This is a genomic window from Streptomyces sp. NPDC058701 (assembly GCF_042715295.1).
Taxonomy (GTDB): Bacteria; Actinomycetota; Actinomycetes; order Streptomycetales; family Streptomycetaceae; genus Streptomyces.
Map to the genome: position 1 here is coordinate 236,363 of NZ_JBHXSY010000003.1, position 18,142 is coordinate 254,504.

Below are 18,142 nucleotides of genomic sequence, written 5' to 3' on the forward strand. Positions count from 1 at the left end.
TCGGGAGAGGGATACGGCGAGGGCGCCGCGGATCGCGGCGCGACGGTACGGGTGCGGCGGTGCGGGTGCGGCGGGACGTGCGGGGTGTACGGGCCGTACCGGTGGGTGCCGGCGTACGTCGCACGGGTTGCGGGGCGGCCGGACGGTACGGGCGCACGCGGTACGGGTGCGTTGTCCGGGCGGCGGCCGCGTGGCCGCGGGGTGGTGCGCGGAGCAGTGCGGAGCGGGTGCCGTTCGGCCGGCACCCACTCCCGCACCCCCGGGGTGCCGCTCAGGCAGTGATCTTCGATTCGGCCTCGGCCGGACTGGTTTCCCCGGCGTCGCCGCCGGGCATCTCCTTGATCTTGGAGACCGGTCCGCCCAGCAGCGTCAGTCCGCCGATGATGGTGACGGCACCGGCCACCGCGAGGCCGGCCGTCAGGCCCACCGCCTCGCCGAGGGCGCCGCCGGCGAAGTAGCCCAGCGACAGGGCGCCGTACACCGCCGACAGGGCGGTTCCGCTGACGCGGCCCATCTGCTCGTTCGGGGTGACCCCCTGCACGAGGCTGAGCACGTGGATGTCGAACATCGGGGAGACGAAGCCGATGACGGCCTGGACCACGATCAGTCCGACGAAGCCGCCGACGGCGCCGCCCGTCGGGACGAGGATGTAACCGATGCCCAGGACGACCGCGGTCAGCACGAGGACGCGGCCGACGGTCAGGAACTTGGCGACCTGCTCGGAGAGGACCGCGCCGACGATGACGAAGACCGACATGACGGCGAAGGCGATGCCGACCTGGCCGGGGCTCAGGTCGAGCACCTTGTACGCGTAGACGATCAGCAGGGCGTCGCCCATGGCGGCGCCGAGGTTGACCACGACGTTGGCGGTGAACAGGCCGCGCAGCACCGGGTTCCCGAACAGGGTCCGCATGCCCTCCTTCATCTCCGCCTTGGCGGAGGCCTTCCGCTCCTCGGTCCGCTCGCGGACGTCGCGGTGGCGGATGACGAGCAGGGCGATCAGCGAGATCAGGAAGGTGAACGCGTCGGCGGTGATGGCGCGCGCGGCGCCGAGCATCTGGATGAGCGCACCGCCGGCGCCCGCGCCGACCGCTTCGGCGACGCTGCGGCTGATCTGGAGTTTGGTATTGCCCTCGATGAGGTTCTCGGTACCGATGAGCTGGGGGAGCCAGGACTGGTACGAGACCTCGAAGAAGGTGGTGAGGCAGCCGGTGACCGCCGCCACGAGGTAGATGTGGACCATGCTGACCGAGTCGAGGGCGAACGCCAGGGGGATCGTGCCCAGGGCCAGGAAGCGGCCCAGGTCGGCGACGATCATGACGGTGCGCCTCGACACCCGGTCGGCCACCAGCCCCGCGACCGGGGCGAGCAGCAGGAAGGGGAGGAAGCGCAGCGCGCCCAGCACGCCGACCTCGAAGGCTCCCCCGTCGAGGATCACGACCGCGAGGGTCGGGAGCGCGAGGAGGGAGATCTTGTCGCCGAAATTACTGACGGTCTGCCCGAACCACAGGCGATTGAAATCGGAATGCCGACCGAGTGCCATGTCGACGCCCTTTTCTGATTGGGTACGGAATTGTCGGACGGCACTGACGCTATGGACCCCGAGTTAGCGTCCGGTTATGAATCAGCGGACTATAGGCCTTTTGTAGACAGGCTGTGAGTTCCGCTGGAGAAGCGGGCGATGTCGGCGCTCTCGCGGGCGAGGGCGGCGGTGACGGCGGGGGTCGGGGGCGCGGCCGAGGGGAACGGTTCGACGTTCACGCCGGCCCCTCCGCGACCCCGTGACCAGGTGCCGACGGCCAGACCGTCGACCAGGACGGTGGCCCGGATCTGCCCGCCGCCGGGCCAGACCCGGCGTTCCTCCGCGGCGGGGACGGACAGGTCCCGGTCGCGGTAGCCGACGAGGTAGTTGTCGTACGCCGGCAGCAGCCGTACGTCCGGTGCCGCGGGGTCGGGCGGGCTGGCGCCGGCACCGTCCCCGCCCTCCCGTACGGCGGCCCAGGCCGCCTTGCCCGCCGTGGTCCTGAGCCCGGACCAGTGGATGAAGTCCAGTGCGTCGCTGGGGCCGTGGGCGAGGCGGTAGCGGCGGGCGAGCTCCCGCTCGGCGGCCGCTCCGGTGAAGGGCGGGGGCCCGCCCGCGGGCAGCCAGTCGTCGAGGAGGACGAAGGTGGCCTCGCCGTCGCGCTGCGGCCCGTGGCAGATCCGGCCGGCCAGGGCCGCGCGGCGGATCAGGTGGAAGGCGGACTGGCCCTTGGGCTCGACCCCCAGGGTGGTGAGCCGGTCGGTGAGCTGGGCGCGGGTCAGCGGCCCCTCGCCGTCGATCGCACCGGCGATGAGCCGTTCGGAGCGCTCGCACAGGTCCGGGTCCAGGCCGAGTTCGCGCAGCCGCCGCGCCGCGAGGGCGAGGTACACCGGCCCGAACAGGGCGAGCAGCCAGCGGGCGTCGGCGGCGGGCACCAGTTGGAGGGTGCCGCGCATGAACCAGCCGCGGACCGCGGTGCGTTCGGTGTCGGTCGCCCGTCGCACCGCGTCCAGGGTCAGTCCGCGGGACCGGACCCGCAGCCCGAGCGCCGCCGCGGGCAGGTCCTGGGCCTGGACGGCCAGCACCCGGTCGAGGACGGCGGCGACGGAGTCCTCCCGGACCCCGCCCCCGATCGCCTGTGCGCGTGCCCTGAGCAGCCGGTCGGTCGTGCGTCGTTCCACGGTTCCAGTCTTTCAGCCGAGCAGCCGCAGCCGCGTCTCGTCGCGGGCCGCCACGCATCCGACGGCCCCGTCACCGCCCCAGTCCACCAGGTGCCAGCCCCGCCAGCGGGACGGCTCCCGCCCGTACACGGGAAGGTCGAGGCGGGCCGCCTCGTCCAGCGTGCCCGCCCCGACCTTGACCAGGGATTCCTTTCGCACCCACTGGCGCAGGAAGGCGCGCCGCGGGTCGCCGGCCGCCCGCAGGGCGTCCAACTCCTTCTCCGTACAGGCCAGTGCGGCCGTCCGCCAGTCCAGCGGACGGCCGTCCACGGCCTCCAGGTCCACGCCGACCGGGCTGGGCGCCGCCGCGGCCGCGACCCAGCCCCGGGTGTGCGCGAGGCTGACGCCGGTGCCGGGGGCCTCGGCCAGGCTCGGCCTGCCGTGCGGCCGCGTGCACCTCCCGCAGCTCTGGACGACGGTGAGGCTCTGCGCCGGGCGGCCCAGGAGCCGCCCGGCGCAGAGCCGGACCAGGGCGTGGGCGGCCAGGAAGTCGTCCCGGTCGCCCGCCGACCGCAGGGCGCCGGCCCGGTCCAGTTCGGTACGGGTCAGCAGCTCCCGTACGTCCCCGGCCGCAGCCAGCACCGCTGCGGTCGGCCCCGCCAGTGCCAGACCCGCCATCAGCGCCGGCGGCGCAGCACCGCGTAGTAGCCGGGCAGACGCAGCGCGTCCGAGTCCGACTGCGGGTCGATGGCGTGCAGTTCTATCGCCTCGTCCTCGACGATCTCCCACGCGTCGGCGCCGAACGCCTCGGCGAGCTCGGGCCGGGTGAAGCGGTGCGAGTGCCGCACGCCGGCCGCTTCCAGGGGGCCGACGAGGTCCTCGGCACGGCCGCGCTTGCCGCCGACGAACCCGAGGTAGCCGAAGGAGTTGCTGGAGTAGTCGGGCTCGTGGACGATCAGCGTCCCCTCGCTGCCCAGCAGACGGCCCGCGATGTCGGCGAGCCGGGCCCGGGCCTCGCCGTCCAGGACGTGGAAGACGCCGCGGACGAAGATGTTGTACGGCCCCTCCCCCAGGACGGCGGCCTGCTCGGCGTCGGTCATGTCGATCGCCAGGTAGTCGACGTTGTCGACGCCCTTCGCCTCGCGCTTCGCGTGGTCGATGGCGCTGGCCGAGACGTCGACGCCGACGACCGAGGGGTAGTGCGGGGCGAGTTCGCGGCTGTAGCGGCCGTTGCCGCAGCCGAGGTCGATGACCGGCAGTCCGGCCTGGAAGTGGTTCTGCGCCTGGCCGAGCAGCCAGTGGAACTCCTCGCCGCTGTCGGCGTCCCAGATGACGTCGCCGCCCCGGCCGGTGCGCTGGATGCCGGCCCAGTAGCGCTCCCAGGCGTCGCCCGTGTCGCGCTCCTCGGCCTTGCCGGGGGCGGCGCTCTCGTCGCCGGGCGGCGGCGAGTGGCGCTCCCACGCCTCGTCCTCGGCGAGCGCCTCCAGCAGCGCGGTGAACTCCTCGAACATGGAGTCGATGAGCCCGTCGGGGTAGACCGCCGGCAGGAAGTCCCAGTTGAAGGTCAGCCCGTCGGGCTTCTCGAAGACCTGGAAGTCCAGGGAGACCTGCGGGGTCTGGGAGATCCCGTAGACGGGCGCGCCCAGCTCGGTCTCCTCGTACTGCGGCGGGTGGCCGGCCAGGCTGGTCATCACCACGGGCATGGCGGGGGCGAGGGAGCCACGCAGTTTGGTGAGCTCGCGCAGGACCTGCACACCGCTGAAGTAGCGGTGTTCCAGGTCGGCCCAGAGCCGGCGCTGGACGGCCTGGGCCCGCCCGGCGAAGGTGCTGTCCTGCTGTTCGACGGCGAGCAGCAGCGTGGTGGTGGTGTCCGCGAGCAGCGCGTTGACCTGCGGGTGCAGCGGAAGCCGGTTGAAGAGGGGGAAGTTGATGGTGAAGCGGGCCTGGCCGGACGCCGTGCCCAGGATCTCGGCGTACGCCGCGGCCAGCACCCCGGAGGGGGTCACCTCGCGGGCGTGCGCCCGCTCCTGGATCCGGGTCCACAGGGCGGGGGCGACGACGTGGGTGCGGCGTTCGAAGCGGACGGGCAGCTCGGGGGCGTCGGCCGGCCGCTCGGGCAGGGCCGGGGCGGGCGGCAGCGTCGCGAGGCGGTCGCGCCAGTACCACTCGGAGCGGCGGTAGAGCTCGCTGTCCCGCAGCGAGTTCCCGACCGCCAGGACGTAGTCGCGGAACGTTAGCTCCAGCGGCGCCAGTTCGGCGCCGGGCTCCACGTAGTAGGTGACCAGGTCCGGAATGAGGACCTGGAAGTAGCTCCAGGCGTCGGCCACCAGGAAGTCCAGCGAGAGGTGGATCCGGGCCCGGCCGCCGCCGAGCAGACTGATCCGCACGTCGAACAGCGGCCAGCTGTCGGCGTCCAGCACCTGGTGGGACAACCGCTCGCGCAGGCAGGCCAGTTCCTCGTCGCGGGACTCCTCGTCGAGCCCCCCGAAGTCGGTGACGGGGATCTCGTAGGCCGGGATCTCCTCGAAGACCTGCTGGGTTCCGTCGGGCAGCACCCGGGTGCGCAGCGCGTCGTGGCGTTCGACGAGCCGGCGCCAGGCGCCCTCGAAACGGGCGACGTCGAGCTGCTCGCTCTCCCACTCGAAGTAGCCGTGGCAGCCCACGTTGCCGAGCTCGACGAGTCCGCCGCGCCCGATCCACAGCGCCTGCTGGCTCTCGGTGAGCGGGAACGGCTCGAAGCGTCCCGCCGGGTCGGGGACGATCGCCGGGAGTCCGCCGAACGAACCGCGGGCGCCCGAGCGTTCGGTGGTGACGAGGGTGGCGAGTTCGGCGACGGTCGGGTAGGTGGACAGGTCGGAGAGGCTCAGCTCGACGCTGTAGCGGCGGCGGATCTCGTCGATCAGCTGGAAGGCGAGCAGGGAGTGTCCGCCCAGCTCGAAGAAGTTGTCGTGGATGCCGACGCCGTCGGTGCGGAACGCCTCGGCCCACAGGCGGGTGAGGCCGTCCTCGACCTCGTTGCGGGGGGCCTCGTACCCGGCGCCGACGCCGTCGCGGCCCTCCGGCGGCTCGGGCAGGCTGCGCCGGTCGACCTTGCCGTTGGGCAGGCGCGGGAGGGCCGGCAGGACGACGACGGAGGCCGGGACCATGTAGTAGGGCAGGGTGCGGGCGACGTCGGCGCGCACCGCGGCCGGGTCCGGCGCGGCCGCGCCGTCCGCCGACACGTAGGCGACGAGGCGCTTGTCGCCCGGGCCGCGCTCCTGGGTGACGACGACGGCCTCGGCGATCCCGTCGAGGCGGGCGATGTGCGTCTCCACCTCGCCGAGTTCGACGCGGAAGCCGCGGATCTTCACCTGGGAGTCGGAGCGGCCGAGCAGTTCCACGGCCCCGTCCTCGCGGCGCCGGGCGAGGTCGCCCGTGTCGTAGAGCACCGGGTGCGGGTCGTCGGCGACGAAGTTGGGGTGGAACTTGGCGGCGGTGAGCTCGGGGCGGCCGTGGTAGCCGGCAGCGACGCCGGCGCCGGAGACGTGCAGCCGGCCGACCTCGCCCTCGGGCACCGGTGCGCCGTCCTCGTCCAAGAGGTGGACGCGGAGGTTCGCGATGGGTACGCCGACGGGGACCTGCCGGGTGGCCCGCACCTCCTCGGGGGTGGTCTGGCTGGTGAAGTCGACGCCGGCCCCGAGGTCGAGGCAGGACAGCACGTTGGTGGTCTCGGTGGTGCCGTACGTCATGACGACCCGGAAGGGGGTGTCGACGGGCGGCCAGCTGTGGACCCGCTCGGCCGTGGTCACCAGGATCCGAAGCGCCGTGTCCGCGGGCCACTCCAGACCCCAGGCGGGCTCGGCGAGGGCGGCCACCAGCATGGTGTGGGTGATGCCCTCGCCCACCAGCCAGTCGCGGATCTGCTCCGGGGTCTGTGCCTGACCGGCCTCGGGGATGTGGATCGCGGCGCCGGCCGGCAGGTAGGCGAGCCACTCCATGATCTGCACGGCGAAGCCGGGCGTGGACATCCAGGAGGCGCGGTCGCCCTCCCGGACCCCGTACGCCCGCCGGGTCCAGTGCACGAGGTTGGTGAGCGCGCCGTGGCGTTCCAGGACGGCCTTGGGGGTGCCGGTGGAGCCGGAGGTGTAGATGAGGTGGCTGACGGTGTCCGGCCCGGTCACGACCCCGGGAGCGGTGTCCGGCAGGCCCTGGCCGGCGGCGAGCACCTCGGCCTGGGGCACGTCCTGCGGTATGCGGCGGCCGAGCTCGGCCGGGGTGAGGACCAGCAGCGGCCCGGCGTCGGCGATCATCGCGGCGAGCCGGTCGTCGGGGTTGACGGGGTCGAGGGCGACGACGGCCGCGCCCGTCTTGAGGACGGCGAGGGAGCCGATGACGTACTCGGCGCCGCGCGGGTAGCAGAGCCCGACCCGTTCGCCCGCGGCGGCGCCGCGGGCGATCAGGCCGTGGGCCAGCCGGTTGGTGACGGCCTCCAGTTCGGCGTACGTCCAGGAGCGGTCGCCCTGCGCCAGGGCCGTGGCCCGGGGGGTGCGGGCGGCCTGCTCGGCGAGCAGCTCGGGGTATCCGGTGGCGGGGAACGCCGTGTCGGAACGGTTGAAGTCGACGAGTGCGGTGGTCACAGTGCGGGCCCTTTCTTACTTCGCGAAGGCTCGGCTGCGCAGCAGCCGCACGGGGAGACTGTTGATCCCCCAGGTGAAGTTGGACGAGTTGAAGGTGGCGGGTCCGGTCAGCTCGAAGCCGTCCAGGACGGTGAGCATCTCGGTGAGCAGCGCCCCGAGTTCGAAGCGGGCCAGGCGGGCGCCGAGGCACAGGTGGCGGCCGTGGCCGAAGGCGACGTGCCGGTTGGGCCGGCGGTCGACGCGGAAGGCGTGCGGGTCGGCGAAGAGGTCCTCGTCCCGGTTGGCCGAGACGTTCCAGAGGGTGACGCGGTCGCCCTCGGCGATGCGGGTCCCGTTGATCTCGGTGTCGCGTACGGCGGTGCGCAGGGCGTGCACGCCGGGGGTGGTCCAGCGCAGGATCTCCTCGACTGCGGGGGCGATGCCCCCGGGGCCCAGCCCCCGTAGCAGCCGCCACTGGTCGGGGTGTTCGGCGAACATGTGCACGGCGCCGGCGGCCGAGTAGCGGGTGGTCTCGTTGGCGCCGGAGAGCACGCCGTTGAGGTTGAAGACGATCTCCTCGTCGCTGAGGGGCCGTTCGGTGCCGTCGCCCTCGTCGACGAGGGTGTCGTGGGCGATCTGGCTGACCAGGTCGTCACCCGGGCGGACGCGCCGTTCGGCCAGCAGCTCGATGAAGTAGAGGAAGATCTCCGAGTGCGCGTTGGTGCGGACCGCCTCGTCCGGCGAGTCGAAGGCGCCGGTGGTCAGGGCTCCGATCCACGCCCAGTCGGCGCGCGGGATGCCCATCATCGCGCAGACGACCCGGTTGGGAAGCTGCTTGGCGAGGTCGATGAAGTCCAGCTCGTCGCGTTCGGCGGCCTCGGACACCAGCTCACCGACGACCTTCTCCACGAGCGCTTCCAGGCGGGGCATCTGCTGCGGGCCGAACGCCTGGTAGAGCGCGCGCTTGAGACGGGTGTGGTGGGGGACGTCGGAAACGATCAGCATGCGCTGGGCGACGGCGGCGACGGCGGCCGGGTCGCTGCCCAGCCGCATGCCGCGCGCCGAGCTGAAGGTGTCGCTGTCCGCGTAGACCTTCACGATGTCGCGGTGCTTGCTCAGCACCCAGAAGCCGTCGTCGCCGCCGGGCTCGGGGTGCCAGTGCACCGGCGCGTTGGCCCGCAGCCAGGTGAAGGCGGGCCAGAAGTCGTTGCGGGCGAAGGGGCCCGGGTCGAGCAGGTCGATCTTCATCTCAGGCTCCTCGCAGGCTGAGCGGGCGGGTGTCGGGCCAGTGCGCGTCCACGAACGCGGCGCACGCGTCCTCGGTGCCGTCGAAACCGGCCGGGGTCCAGCCGTCGGGCGTCTCGCGCGTGGCGGGGTACAGCGCGTACTGCCCCTCGTGGTTCACGAGGACCTGATGGGTGGTGGGCACGGTGTCCTCCGGGCTGGGGCGGGCGGATGCGGGCGGGCGAACGTGCGGGTTCGGGCAGGACGTACGGGTGCGGGCGGAGCGTGCGGGCGTGCCGTTCGTCAGGGGGTGGGGGCGAGCGGGGCGCCCTCTCCCCGCAGCAGCCCGGCCAGGTGTTCCAGTACGGGCTCGGGGCGTCGCAGGACGGCGTGGTGGCCGCCGGTGGTGCGGTGCCGGGCGAATCCGGCGGTGGTGACCGCGGCCCAGCCGTCGAGCTCCTCGGAGCTGACGGTCTCGTCGCCGTCGGCGCCCCAGGCGTGCACCGGCACGTCGAGGCGGTCGCCGGGGCGGTGGACGTAACTCAGCGACAGCCGGGCGTCCTTGCGGAGCATCGCGACCATCAGGTCGCGGGTGGCCTCGTCGAGGAGCGCGGGGTCGACGCCCGCCGTGTCGAAGAGCTTGTCCAGTTCCTCCGCGTCGTCGACGATGCCCCGGCCGGCCCCGTCCCAGAAGCCGGGGGCCCGGCAGCCGCTGACCACCAGGGCCCGCGGCCGCACCAGGCGGGAGAGTTCGTAGCCGAGGAGCCCGCCGAAGCTGTGGCCGAAGACGACCAGCGGCCGGTCGGCGGCCAGGGTGGCCGCCAGCTCCTCGGCGGCGGCGGCGACGGCCTCACCGAAGGTGTCCGGCATGGGCGCGCGCCACCGGTTCTCCCGGCCCGGCAGCTGTACCCCGTACACCTGGGCGGTGCCGGACAGCCTGGGCTGCCAGGAGCGGAACTGCTGGCAGCCGGCCCCGGCCGGGGGCAGGCAGAGCAGCGCCGGGAGGGCGGCGTCCGCCGGGTCGGTGCTCCAGGTGGAGATCCAGGTGCCCACGGCTCAGGCCCCCTCGGCGGTGTCGGCCGGCGCTTCCCGGGCGGCGAGGAGCCGGTCGAGTTCGGCGGCGAACTCCGAGGCCGTCGGCCGGTCCAGCAGGGTGTCCAGGCCGACGCGCAGGCCGGTGATCCGGCGCAGCTCGGACACCGCCCGGGCCGCGGCCAGGGAGTGGCCGCCCAGCTCGAAGAAGTCGGCGCGCAGGTCCGGCACCTCGATGGCGAGCACCTCGGCCCAGACGCCCGTCACCAGGCGCTCGGTCGGGGTGGCCGCGGCGAACGCCCCGCGCGGGTCCGCGCCGGACTCCGGCGCCTCCGGGGCGGACAGGGCCAGGGACAGCGCCTCGCGGTCGGCCTTGCCGGTGGTCAGGGTCGGGATCCGGTCGAGGACCCGCACGGTGCCCGGCACGGCGGCCGCGGGCAGCTGCTTGCGGCAGCGCTCCACGACGCGGGCGGACAGCCCGGCCGGGTCGGCGCCGGGTGCGGCGACCACGGCGAGGCCGAGGGTCTCGCCCGAGGCGAGCGGGCAGCAGGCCGCGGCGACGACCTCGGGGAGCTCGGCGGCGACCCGCTCCACCTCGCCCAGTTCGATGCGGTGCCCGCGGATCTTGACCTGGTCGTCCCGGCGGCCCCGGTACTCCAGTTCGCCGCCGGTGCGGCGGACGACGACGTCGCCGGTGCGGTACATGCGGGTGCCGCCGCCCAGGAAGGGGTCGGGCAGGAACCGGCTCGCGGTGAGTCCGGGGCGCCTGCGGTAGCCGCGCGCGACGGCGGGCCCGCCGAGGTACAGCTCGCCCTCGGTGCCGGCGGGCACCGGCAGCAGGTCCTCGTCCAGGACGTACGCCCGGTAGCCGGGGAGCGGTCGCCCGATCGTGCTCACGTCGTCACCCCGTTTGCTGTCGGCCCAGGTCGCGGCGATGGTCACCTCCGTCGGCCCGTACACGTTCAGCAGGCGGCGGCCGCGGGCGTACCGCTCGGCCAGCGCGGCCGGGCAGGCTTCGCCGGCGACGAAGACCACCTCCGCCGAGTCGAGTCCGGCTCCGTGCGCGGCCAGCAGCGAAGGGGTGAGGGAGACGGTGCGCAGACCGGCGGGCAGGGCCTCGCGGCCCTCCGCGGCGGCCGCGCGCAGTCCGTCGAGGGAGAGGTCGACCAGGGCCACGCCCTGGCCGTGGGTGAGGTAGAGCAGGGTGCACCAGAGCCAGCCGTCGAAGGCGGGCGAGACGGCGTTGAGCCCGAGCCCGCCGGGCGGCAGCCCGAGCCCGACGAGGGCCTCGACGAAGGTGTCCAGGCCCCGGTAGGTGACCTCGACCCCCTTGGGGCGGCCGGTGGTTCCGGAGGTGTAGATGAGGTACGCGCAGCCGTCGGCGGCCGGTACGGACACGGCCAGCGGGCCGGGCGCCGTACGGCGGACGTCGGCGGGGGTCAGCAGGCGGGCCGCGCCCGCCTCCAGCCCGTCGGGCGCCGCGGGGGCGACGAGTACGGCGGCGTCGGCGTCGCGCAGCACGTGGCCGAGGCGCTCGACCGGGTGGCCGGGGTCGAGCGGGACGGCGGTCGCGCCGAGGCTCCAGACGGCGAGGAGGGCGGGCACGCTTTCCCGGGATCGGCCGAGGAGCAGTCCGACCGAGGTTTCCGGGCCGACGCCGGCGGCGGCGAGCGCGGTGGCGTAGCGGGCGGTGCGGGTGGTGAGCGCCGCGTAGGTGAGGGTGCCGTCCGAGGCCTTGACGGCGTACTCGTCGGGCTGCTCGCGGGTCCACCGCTCCAGCCGCGCGAACAGCGGCGGGAGCGTCTCGGCCGCGGGCCGCCCGGCGGCGGCGCTCGGAGTGCCCGCGGCCGCAGTGCCCGCGGCCGGGAAACCGGCCGTCGGGCCGGCCTCCGCCCACCCGGCGGGTGCCAGGTCGAGCCGCTCCGGGTCGGCGGGGGTCGGTGTGTCGTCTGCCGGTACGCCGGGGGCGGTGGCGCCCCCGGGGTGCTCGGCGGTCCGCTCGGTCATCCGTCGTTCCTCTCCGTGTCCGCGGGGCGGGCGGCCGCGGTGGACCGCAGCCGCGGGCCCACCACCTGGTCGCCGCCCTGCGGCAGTTGCATCGACTTGGTCTCCAGGAAGGCCTCCAGGCCGGCCGTGCCGCACTCGCGGCCGATCCCGGACTGCTTGAAGCCGCCGAACGGGGCGGCCGGGTTGAACTGGCCGCCGTTCACGTCGACCAGGCCGGAGCGGAAGCGGCGTGCCACCCGCTCGGCGCGGGCGCCGTCGCCGGACCAGACCGCGCCGTGCAGTCCGTAGCGGGTGCCGTTGACGATCCGGACCGCCTCGTCCTCGTCGTCGTACGGGATGACCGAGAGCACGGGGCCGAAGATCTCCTCCTGGCCGATCGTGGTCAGCGGGTCCACGTCGGCGAAGATCGTCGGCTGAACGTAGTAGCCGGTGGCGAGTCCCGCGGGCCGGCCGGCGCCGCCGCGGACCAGGCGGGCGCCGCCCTCCTCCGTGCCGCGGCGGATGTACTCGGTGACGCGGGCGTGCGCTTCGGCGGACACCAGCGGGCCGAGGTCGGTCGCGGGGTCGCGCGGATCGCCGGTGACGTAGCCGTCCATGGCCTGGCCGGCGAGCCGTACGGCCTCGTCCTGGCGGGCGCGGGGCACCAGCAGCCGGCTCCACTGCAGGCAGGTCTGGCCGGTGTTGAAGAGCATCTGGTCGACGGTGGCGGCGACGGACGCCGCGAGGTCCGCGTCGTCGAGGACGAGGCTGGCGTTCTTCCCGCCGAGTTCGAGGTGGACGCGCTTGACGCGGTCGGCGCCCAGCGCGGAGACCTCGCGGCCGGCCCGGGTGGAGCCCGTCAGGGAGACCACGTCGACCAGCGGGTGGGTCACCAGGGCGGTGCCGACGGTGGGTCCGGTGCCGACGACCATGTTGAACACCCCGGGCGGCAGATCGGCCTCGGCGATCGCCTCGGCGAGCAGCCGGGCGTGCAGCGGGGTGATCTCGCTCGGCTTGTGCACCACGGTGCAGCCGGCCGCCAGCGCGGGGAAGATCTTCTGCACCGTCAGGAGCAGCGGCGTGTTCCACGGGGTGATGCAGGCGGCCACTCCCGCCGCCTCGCGCACCACCAGGGAGTGGCCCACGCGCTGCTCGAAGGCGTACGAGGCCGCGGTCTCCACGCAGTGCGCGGCCATGCCGAGGGAGAGCCCGACGTGGGTCTGGCGTGCCATCCGGGCGGGCGCCCCGACTTCCGCGGTGATCACCTCGGCGAAGCGGTCGGCCCGCACCTCCATGGCCTCGACGACCCGGCGCAGCAGGGCGGCCCGTTCGCGGGGCGGGGTGGCGGACCAGCGCTCGAAGGCGCCGGCGGCGGCGCGCGCCGCGAGGTCGGCGTCGCGGACCGTGCCCGCGGGCACGGTGGCCAGGGCGCGTTCGGTACTGGGGTCGGTCACGACGAGGCGGCCGTCGGCGTCGGAAGCGGTCCAGGCTCCGCCGATCCACTGGTCGTCGTGGCGCGGGGGCAGGGGGGTCCCGCCCGGGTCGGTTCTGCGCAGGCCGGAGTCCTGCGGCGCGGTGGGCACGGTCAGCACGGTCACGGTGGAGTCCTCACTCGGTCACGGAAAGCGCGGGGATCGCGGGGATCGCGGCGTCGCGGAATCACGCGGGCGCCCGGACGGCGGCTCAGTCGGCCGTGCGGGCCAGGGCGGCTTGGGCCCTGTTGTCGGGCCGGGCCCGCCGCACCGGGCGGGCGAGGGCGGTCGTACGGGGATCCGCGCCCCACGCCGCGGCGGCCGCCGGCCGGCGGGCCGGGGACCGCAGCGCCCGGACGGTGGCGGGGGCGCCGGAGGGGGTGGCCCCGGGGGCGGAGGTCCGGGCGGCGGCGGGGATCAGGGTGCGCAGGAGCTGCTGGGTCTCGTGGCCGGGTGCCACGGCCAGCTCGTCGCGCATCCGGCGGGCGCACAGCTCGTACCAGCGCCGGACGCAGGCGAGTTCGCCCCGGCGGCCGTGCGCGGACATCAGCGCGCGGTACGTCTCCTCGTGGTGCCGGTCGATCTCCAGCGTGCGCATGCACAGTTCGATCAGCTCCACCGCGTCCTCGCGGGCCTCGGCGTCGGCGCGCAGCACACCGAGGGCCCGCAGCGCGAGCGCCCGGAGGTACTCGCGCTGTTCGACGACCCAGTCGGCGCTCTCGCCGCGCAGGAACTCCCCGCCGTACAGGTCGAGCGCCGCCCCCAGCCGGGTCCGGGCGAGCGCGGCGTCCCGGGCCACGGAGGCCCGTAGGCCGGTGTGCACGAGCTCCTGGAACCGATCGAGGTCGGACCACAGTCCGCTCACGTGCAGGACGTAGCCGAAGTCGCGGTAGACCAGCCGGATCCCGGAGTCGCCCGGCCGGTCGGGGTGCGCGTCGAGCACGCGGCGCAGCGCGTGGGCCGCCACCTTCAGGGAGCTGCCCGAGGTGCTGTCGGTGCCGGGCCACAGGGACTCGTAGAGCCGGTCTCGGGTGAGCATCTGGCCGCGGTGCACCACGAGGTACTGGAACAGGCCACGGGCCTTGCCGGCCCTCCAGCGCTCCACACGGGCCCCGTTGACGGTGAGTTCGAAGTCGCCGAGGAACCGGACCCGTACCCTCGGCTCCGCTGTCTCGATCGCTGCGGTGCTCATGGAGCCCTCCCCCTGGTCTGCGCCTGCCGCTCTGCCTGCGACGAGTGTGTTCGGGGGGTCTACAAGCGCTCTACAACGGCCGGAAGGGCACTGTGTAGAACGGTGAAAGGCCGGTTCTCCACCCTGATGAGCACGACCACCCGAACCGCCGACTCCGAAATGAGGGCTGTTTCATGACCAGCACCGACACCCGGCTTCAGAAGGTCGTCATCCTGGGCGGCGGCACGGCCGGCTGGATGACCGCCGCGTATCTCGGGAAGGCGCTCCAGGGCACGGTCGACATCACCGTCCTCGAGGCGCCCTCCATTCCGCGCATCGGCGTCGGCGAGGCCACGGTGCCCAACCTGCAGCGGTCGTTCTTCGACTACCTGGGCATCGCCGAGGACGAGTGGATGAGGGAGTGCAACGCCAGTTTCAAGATGGCCGTGCGCTTCGTCAACTGGCGCACCGGGGGGCAGGGCGAGGCGACGGCGCGCGAGCTGCCCGGCGGTGGCCCGGACCACTTCTACCACCCGTTCGGACTGCTCCCGGACTACGATCACACCCCGCTGTCGCACTACTGGTTCAAGCGGAAGTACGAGGGCCGCACCACCGAGCCGTTCGACTACGCCTGCTTCCGCGAGCCCCCCGTGATGGACGCGATGAAGGCCCCGCGCTGGCTGGACGGCCGCCCGGCCACCCGGTACGCGTGGCACTTCGACGCCCAGCTCGTGGCCGACTTCCTGCGCCGCTTCGCCACGGAGAAGCAGGGCGTCAAGCACGTGCAGGACGAGATGACGCGCGTCGAGCAGGACGACCGCGGCTACGTGACCCGTCTGCACACCAAGGCCGGACTGGCCCTGGAGGCCGACCTGTTCGTGGACTGCTCGGGCTTCCGCGGCCTGCTCATCAACCAGGCGCTGGCGGAGCCGTTCATCGACATGAGCGACCACCTGCTGTGCGACAGCGCGGTGGCCACCGCCGTTCCGCACGACGACGAGGCGAACGGCGTGGAGCCGTACACCTCGTCGATCGCGATGTCCTCCGGCTGGGCCTGGAAGATCCCCATGCTGGGACGCTTCGGCACCGGATACGTGTACTCCAGCAAGTTCGCCGACCAGGACACCGCCACCCGCGAGTTCGCGGACATGTGGGGCCTGGACGTCGAGGAGACGAAGTTCAACCACATCCGCTTCCGCGTCGGCCGCAACCGCCGCGCGTGGGTGAAGAACGTCGTCAGCATCGGCCTGTCGTCCTGCTTCCTGGAGCCGCTGGAGTCGACCGGGATCTACTTCATCACCGCGGCGATCTACCAGCTGGCCAAGCACTTCCCGGACAAGACCTTCAACAAGGGTCTGATCGACAGCTTCAACAACGAGATCGAGGTGATGTTCGACGACACCCGCGACTTCATCCAGGCGCACTTCTACTACGCGCCGCGCAACGACACCCCGTTCTGGCAGGCGCAGAAGACGCTGACGCTCCCGGACAACATCCAGCAGAAGATCTCCGCCTACAAGGCCGGACTGCCCATCAACTCGCCGATCACCGACGAGTCCACGTACTACGGCAACTTCGAGGCGGAGTTCCGCAACTTCTGGACGAACGGCAGCTACTACTGCATCTTCGCGGGCCTCGGCCTCGAACCGGATGCCCCGCTGCCCTCCCTCGCCCACCGGCCGGAATCGGTCGCCGGCGCCGAGCCGCTCTTCGACACCGTCAAGCGCCAGCAGCAGAACCTGCTGGAGACCCTGCCCAGCGCATACGACTACCTGCGCCAACTGCACGGCGCGTAAGGCCTCCCGGCCGCCGCGACCGCCCCAAGGGCGCGGCGGCCGGCCCCCCGCTCCCACGGCCCGGCAGCACGGCTCTCCGCCGGCTGCCGGGCCGCAGTGTTTCAGCCACCTCAGGAGTCAGACATGCCCCACCACTCCGCGCCCCATCCCACCGCGCCACAGCAGGCGCCGCCCTCGCCGCCCGACGCCCCGGACGAATCCGCGGCCGCCGGCGGCAGGCAGGCCGACCTGCGCCCCTTCATGGCCGCCTTCCCCACCGGGGTGTCCGTCGTCACCACCCTGGACTCCGACGCCGCGCCCCACGGCCTGACCTGCAGCTCCGTGGCCAGCGTCGCCCTGGAGCCGCCCACCCTGGTGGTGTGCATACGGGCGGCGAGCCCGACGCTCGCCGTGCTCCTCGCCCAGGGCCACTTCGCCCTCAACCTGCTCCACGAGCGGGCCCGCGGCACCTCCGACCTGTTCGCCTCCGGAGCGGCCGACCGCTTCGACCGCACCGAGTGGCGGCTGCCGCTGGGCGCGGGCGGCCCGCACCTCACCGAGGACGCCCACGCCGTCGCGGACTGCACCGTGGTGCGGACCGTCGGCTTCGGGGACCACACGGCCGTGTTCGCCGAGGTCGGACGGGTGACCGTACGGGACGACCCGCAGCCGCTGCTGTACGGACTGCGCCGCTACGCGCTGTGGTCCGAGGCGGCCTCCGCGCCGCCGCCTCCCGCCGCTCCGCCCGCAGCCCTGCCCGCAGCCCTGCCCGCCGCCCCGCTCGTCCGGCCCGCCGCCACCGCCGAGGGAGGCACCCGTGTCATCCGCTGACCCGATGCCCGCGCTCCTGGTCGCCGTCCCGGTGGTGATCCTCGCCTGCCAGGCGGGGGCCGCCCTCTTCCGGCGCTTCGGCCAGCCGCCGGTGGTCGGCGAGATCGCCACCGGCATCCTGCTCGGCCCCTCGCTGCTGGGCTGGCTGTGGCCGGACGCCCAGCACTGGCTCTTCCCGCCGGCCGTGCTGCCGTACACCTCCGTGCTCGGCCAGCTCGGACTGCTCGCCTTCATGTTCCTGGTCGGGCTGGAACTCGACCTGAAGAGCCTGCGCGGGCACACCCGCGTCGCCGTGGCCGTCAGTCAGGCCGGCATGCTGCTGCCCCTGGCCCTCGGCGCGCTCCTGGCGGTCGCGATGTACGGCGACTTCGCGCCGGACGGGGTGGGCCGGGTCCCGTTCACCCTGTTCATCGCGGTGGCCATGAGCATCACCGCGTTCCCCGTCCTGGCCCGCATCCTCATCGACCGGGGGCTGTACGGGACCCCGCTCGGCGCGCTCGCCATGGCCTGCGCGGCCGTGGACGACGTCGTCGCGTGGTGCCTGCTCGCCTTGGTGGTGGCCCTGTCCTCGGCCGGCTCCCCGGTGGAGGCGGCGACCACCGCGGCGCTCGCCGTGGCCTTCACCCTCGTCATGTTCTACCTGGTGAGGCCGCTGCTGGCCCGCTGGGCGGCCCGCGCCGAGCGGCACCAGGACGGGATCGTGCTCGTCGCGCTGTTCAGTGGGCTGAGCCTGTCGGCGCTGGCCACGGACCGGATCGGCGTGCACGCCCTGTTCGGCGCGTTCCTGTTCGGGGTCGTCACCCCGCGCACGGGTCACCGGATCGAGGCGTCCGCGGCGCGGCTGCGGGCCTTCGCCGTGCCCGTGCTGCTTCCGCTGTTCTTCGTCCACACGGGGCTGCGCACCGACATCGGGGGCCTGACGGCCACGCCCGAGCTCTGGCTCTGGGCGGGGGCGATCCTCGTGGTGGCCGTCCTCGGGAAATGGGGCGGTGCGACGGTCGCGGCCCGCGCCTGCGGCAGACCCTGGCGGGAGTCGATGTCGATCGGGGCGCTGATGAACTGCCGGGGGCTGACCGAGCTGGTGGTCCTCAACGTCGGTCTCGAACTCGGCGTCATCGGGCCGGAGCTGTTCACCATGCTCGTGCTGATGGCGCTCGTGACGACGGCCGTCACCAGCCCGGCCCTCACCCTGCTCCGCTCCGGGAAGGCGCTCCGTCCGGCCGCCCCGGTCCAGCCCGTGCCCGAGAGCGCGCTCTCCGGCCCCTGACGGTCGGCCGGGCCCCGGCACGCCGCCGTGGTGCGGTCCGTCCCCGTACGGGCCGTACCGCGGACGGCGTCGTCACCGCGGGGGCGGTGCGGCGCCGCGGCCGTACG

General features: G+C 73.8%; 13 protein-coding genes. 3 read left to right on the forward strand and 10 right to left on the reverse strand.

Annotated elements, in window-relative coordinates; genetic code table 11:
• Positions 1 to 271 precede the first annotated feature (271 nt).
• The 10 genes from ACFWW8_RS04545 to ACFWW8_RS04590 form a co-directional block, all read right to left on the reverse strand.
• Positions 272 to 1,543, reverse strand: coding sequence for an MFS transporter (locus ACFWW8_RS04545; RefSeq protein ID WP_386523512.1), 1,272 nt, complete (start codon positions 1,541 to 1,543; stop codon positions 272 to 274).
• A gap of 89 nt (positions 1,544 to 1,632) precedes the next feature.
• Positions 1,633 to 2,703, reverse strand: a complete 1,071-nt coding sequence (locus ACFWW8_RS04550) for a winged helix DNA-binding domain-containing protein (protein ID WP_386523515.1) — start codon at positions 2,701 to 2,703, stop codon at positions 1,633 to 1,635.
• Positions 2,704 to 2,715: 12 nt separating this feature from the next.
• A complete protein-coding gene (locus ACFWW8_RS04555; RefSeq protein WP_386523516.1) occupies positions 2,716 to 3,360 on the reverse strand; it encodes a 4'-phosphopantetheinyl transferase family protein in 645 nt (214 codons plus the stop codon).
• A complete protein-coding gene (locus ACFWW8_RS04560) occupies positions 3,360 to 7,298 on the reverse strand; it encodes an amino acid adenylation domain-containing protein (RefSeq protein WP_386523519.1) in 3,939 nt (1,312 codons plus the stop codon). The genes ACFWW8_RS04555 and ACFWW8_RS04560 overlap by 1 nt, the downstream gene beginning before the upstream one ends.
• Before the next feature lie 15 nt (positions 7,299 to 7,313).
• Entirely contained in the window at positions 7,314 to 8,525 is a 1,212-nt protein-coding gene (locus ACFWW8_RS04565; RefSeq protein ID WP_386523521.1) for a cytochrome P450, read from the reverse strand.
• A 1-nt stretch (position 8,526) separates the two neighbouring features.
• The gene (locus ACFWW8_RS04570; RefSeq protein ID WP_386523724.1) at positions 8,527 to 8,808 is read right to left on the reverse strand and encodes an MbtH family protein; all 282 of its coding nucleotides are present in this window, start codon (positions 8,806 to 8,808) and stop codon (positions 8,527 to 8,529) included.
• Positions 8,805 to 9,554 carry a thioesterase II family protein gene (locus ACFWW8_RS04575; RefSeq protein ID WP_386523523.1) on the reverse strand — a complete coding sequence of 250 codons (750 nt, stop codon included), beginning with the start codon at positions 9,552 to 9,554 and terminating at the stop codon, positions 8,805 to 8,807. Before ACFWW8_RS04575 ends, ACFWW8_RS04570 begins: the two co-directional genes overlap by 4 nt.
• 3 nt (positions 9,555 to 9,557) lie before the next feature.
• Positions 9,558 to 11,540: a non-ribosomal peptide synthetase gene (locus ACFWW8_RS04580; protein ID WP_386523526.1), complete on the reverse strand. Its 1,983-nt coding sequence runs from the start codon at positions 11,538 to 11,540 to the stop codon at positions 9,558 to 9,560.
• The gene (locus tag ACFWW8_RS04585; protein ID WP_386523727.1) at positions 11,537 to 13,045 is read right to left on the reverse strand and encodes an aldehyde dehydrogenase family protein; all 1,509 of its coding nucleotides are present in this window, start codon (positions 13,043 to 13,045) and stop codon (positions 11,537 to 11,539) included. The genes ACFWW8_RS04580 and ACFWW8_RS04585 overlap by 4 nt, the downstream gene beginning before the upstream one ends.
• 157 nt (positions 13,046 to 13,202) lie before the next feature.
• The gene (locus tag ACFWW8_RS04590) at positions 13,203 to 14,183 is read right to left on the reverse strand and encodes a BTAD domain-containing putative transcriptional regulator (RefSeq protein ID WP_386523529.1); all 981 of its coding nucleotides are present in this window, start codon (positions 14,181 to 14,183) and stop codon (positions 13,203 to 13,205) included.
• 173 nt (positions 14,184 to 14,356) lie between these two features.
• On the opposite strand from ACFWW8_RS04590, the gene ACFWW8_RS04595 reads away from it, so the two are divergent.
• The 3 genes from ACFWW8_RS04595 to ACFWW8_RS04605 all read left to right on the forward strand — a co-directional run bounded on the left by ACFWW8_RS04595 (position 14,357) and on the right by ACFWW8_RS04605 (position 18,035).
• The gene (locus ACFWW8_RS04595; protein WP_386523532.1) at positions 14,357 to 15,958 is read left to right on the forward strand and encodes a tryptophan halogenase family protein; all 1,602 of its coding nucleotides are present in this window, start codon (positions 14,357 to 14,359) and stop codon (positions 15,956 to 15,958) included.
• A 123-nt stretch (positions 15,959 to 16,081) separates the two neighbouring features.
• Positions 16,082 to 16,768 carry a flavin reductase family protein gene (locus ACFWW8_RS04600; RefSeq protein ID WP_386523535.1) on the forward strand — a complete coding sequence of 229 codons (687 nt, stop codon included), beginning with the start codon at positions 16,082 to 16,084 and terminating at the stop codon, positions 16,766 to 16,768.
• Positions 16,755 to 18,035 (forward strand): cation:proton antiporter, encoded by a 1,281-nt coding sequence (locus tag ACFWW8_RS04605; RefSeq protein ID WP_386523538.1) that lies wholly within the window; start codon positions 16,755 to 16,757, stop codon positions 18,033 to 18,035. Before ACFWW8_RS04600 ends, ACFWW8_RS04605 begins: the two co-directional genes overlap by 14 nt.
• Positions 18,036 to 18,142 lie beyond the last annotated feature (107 nt).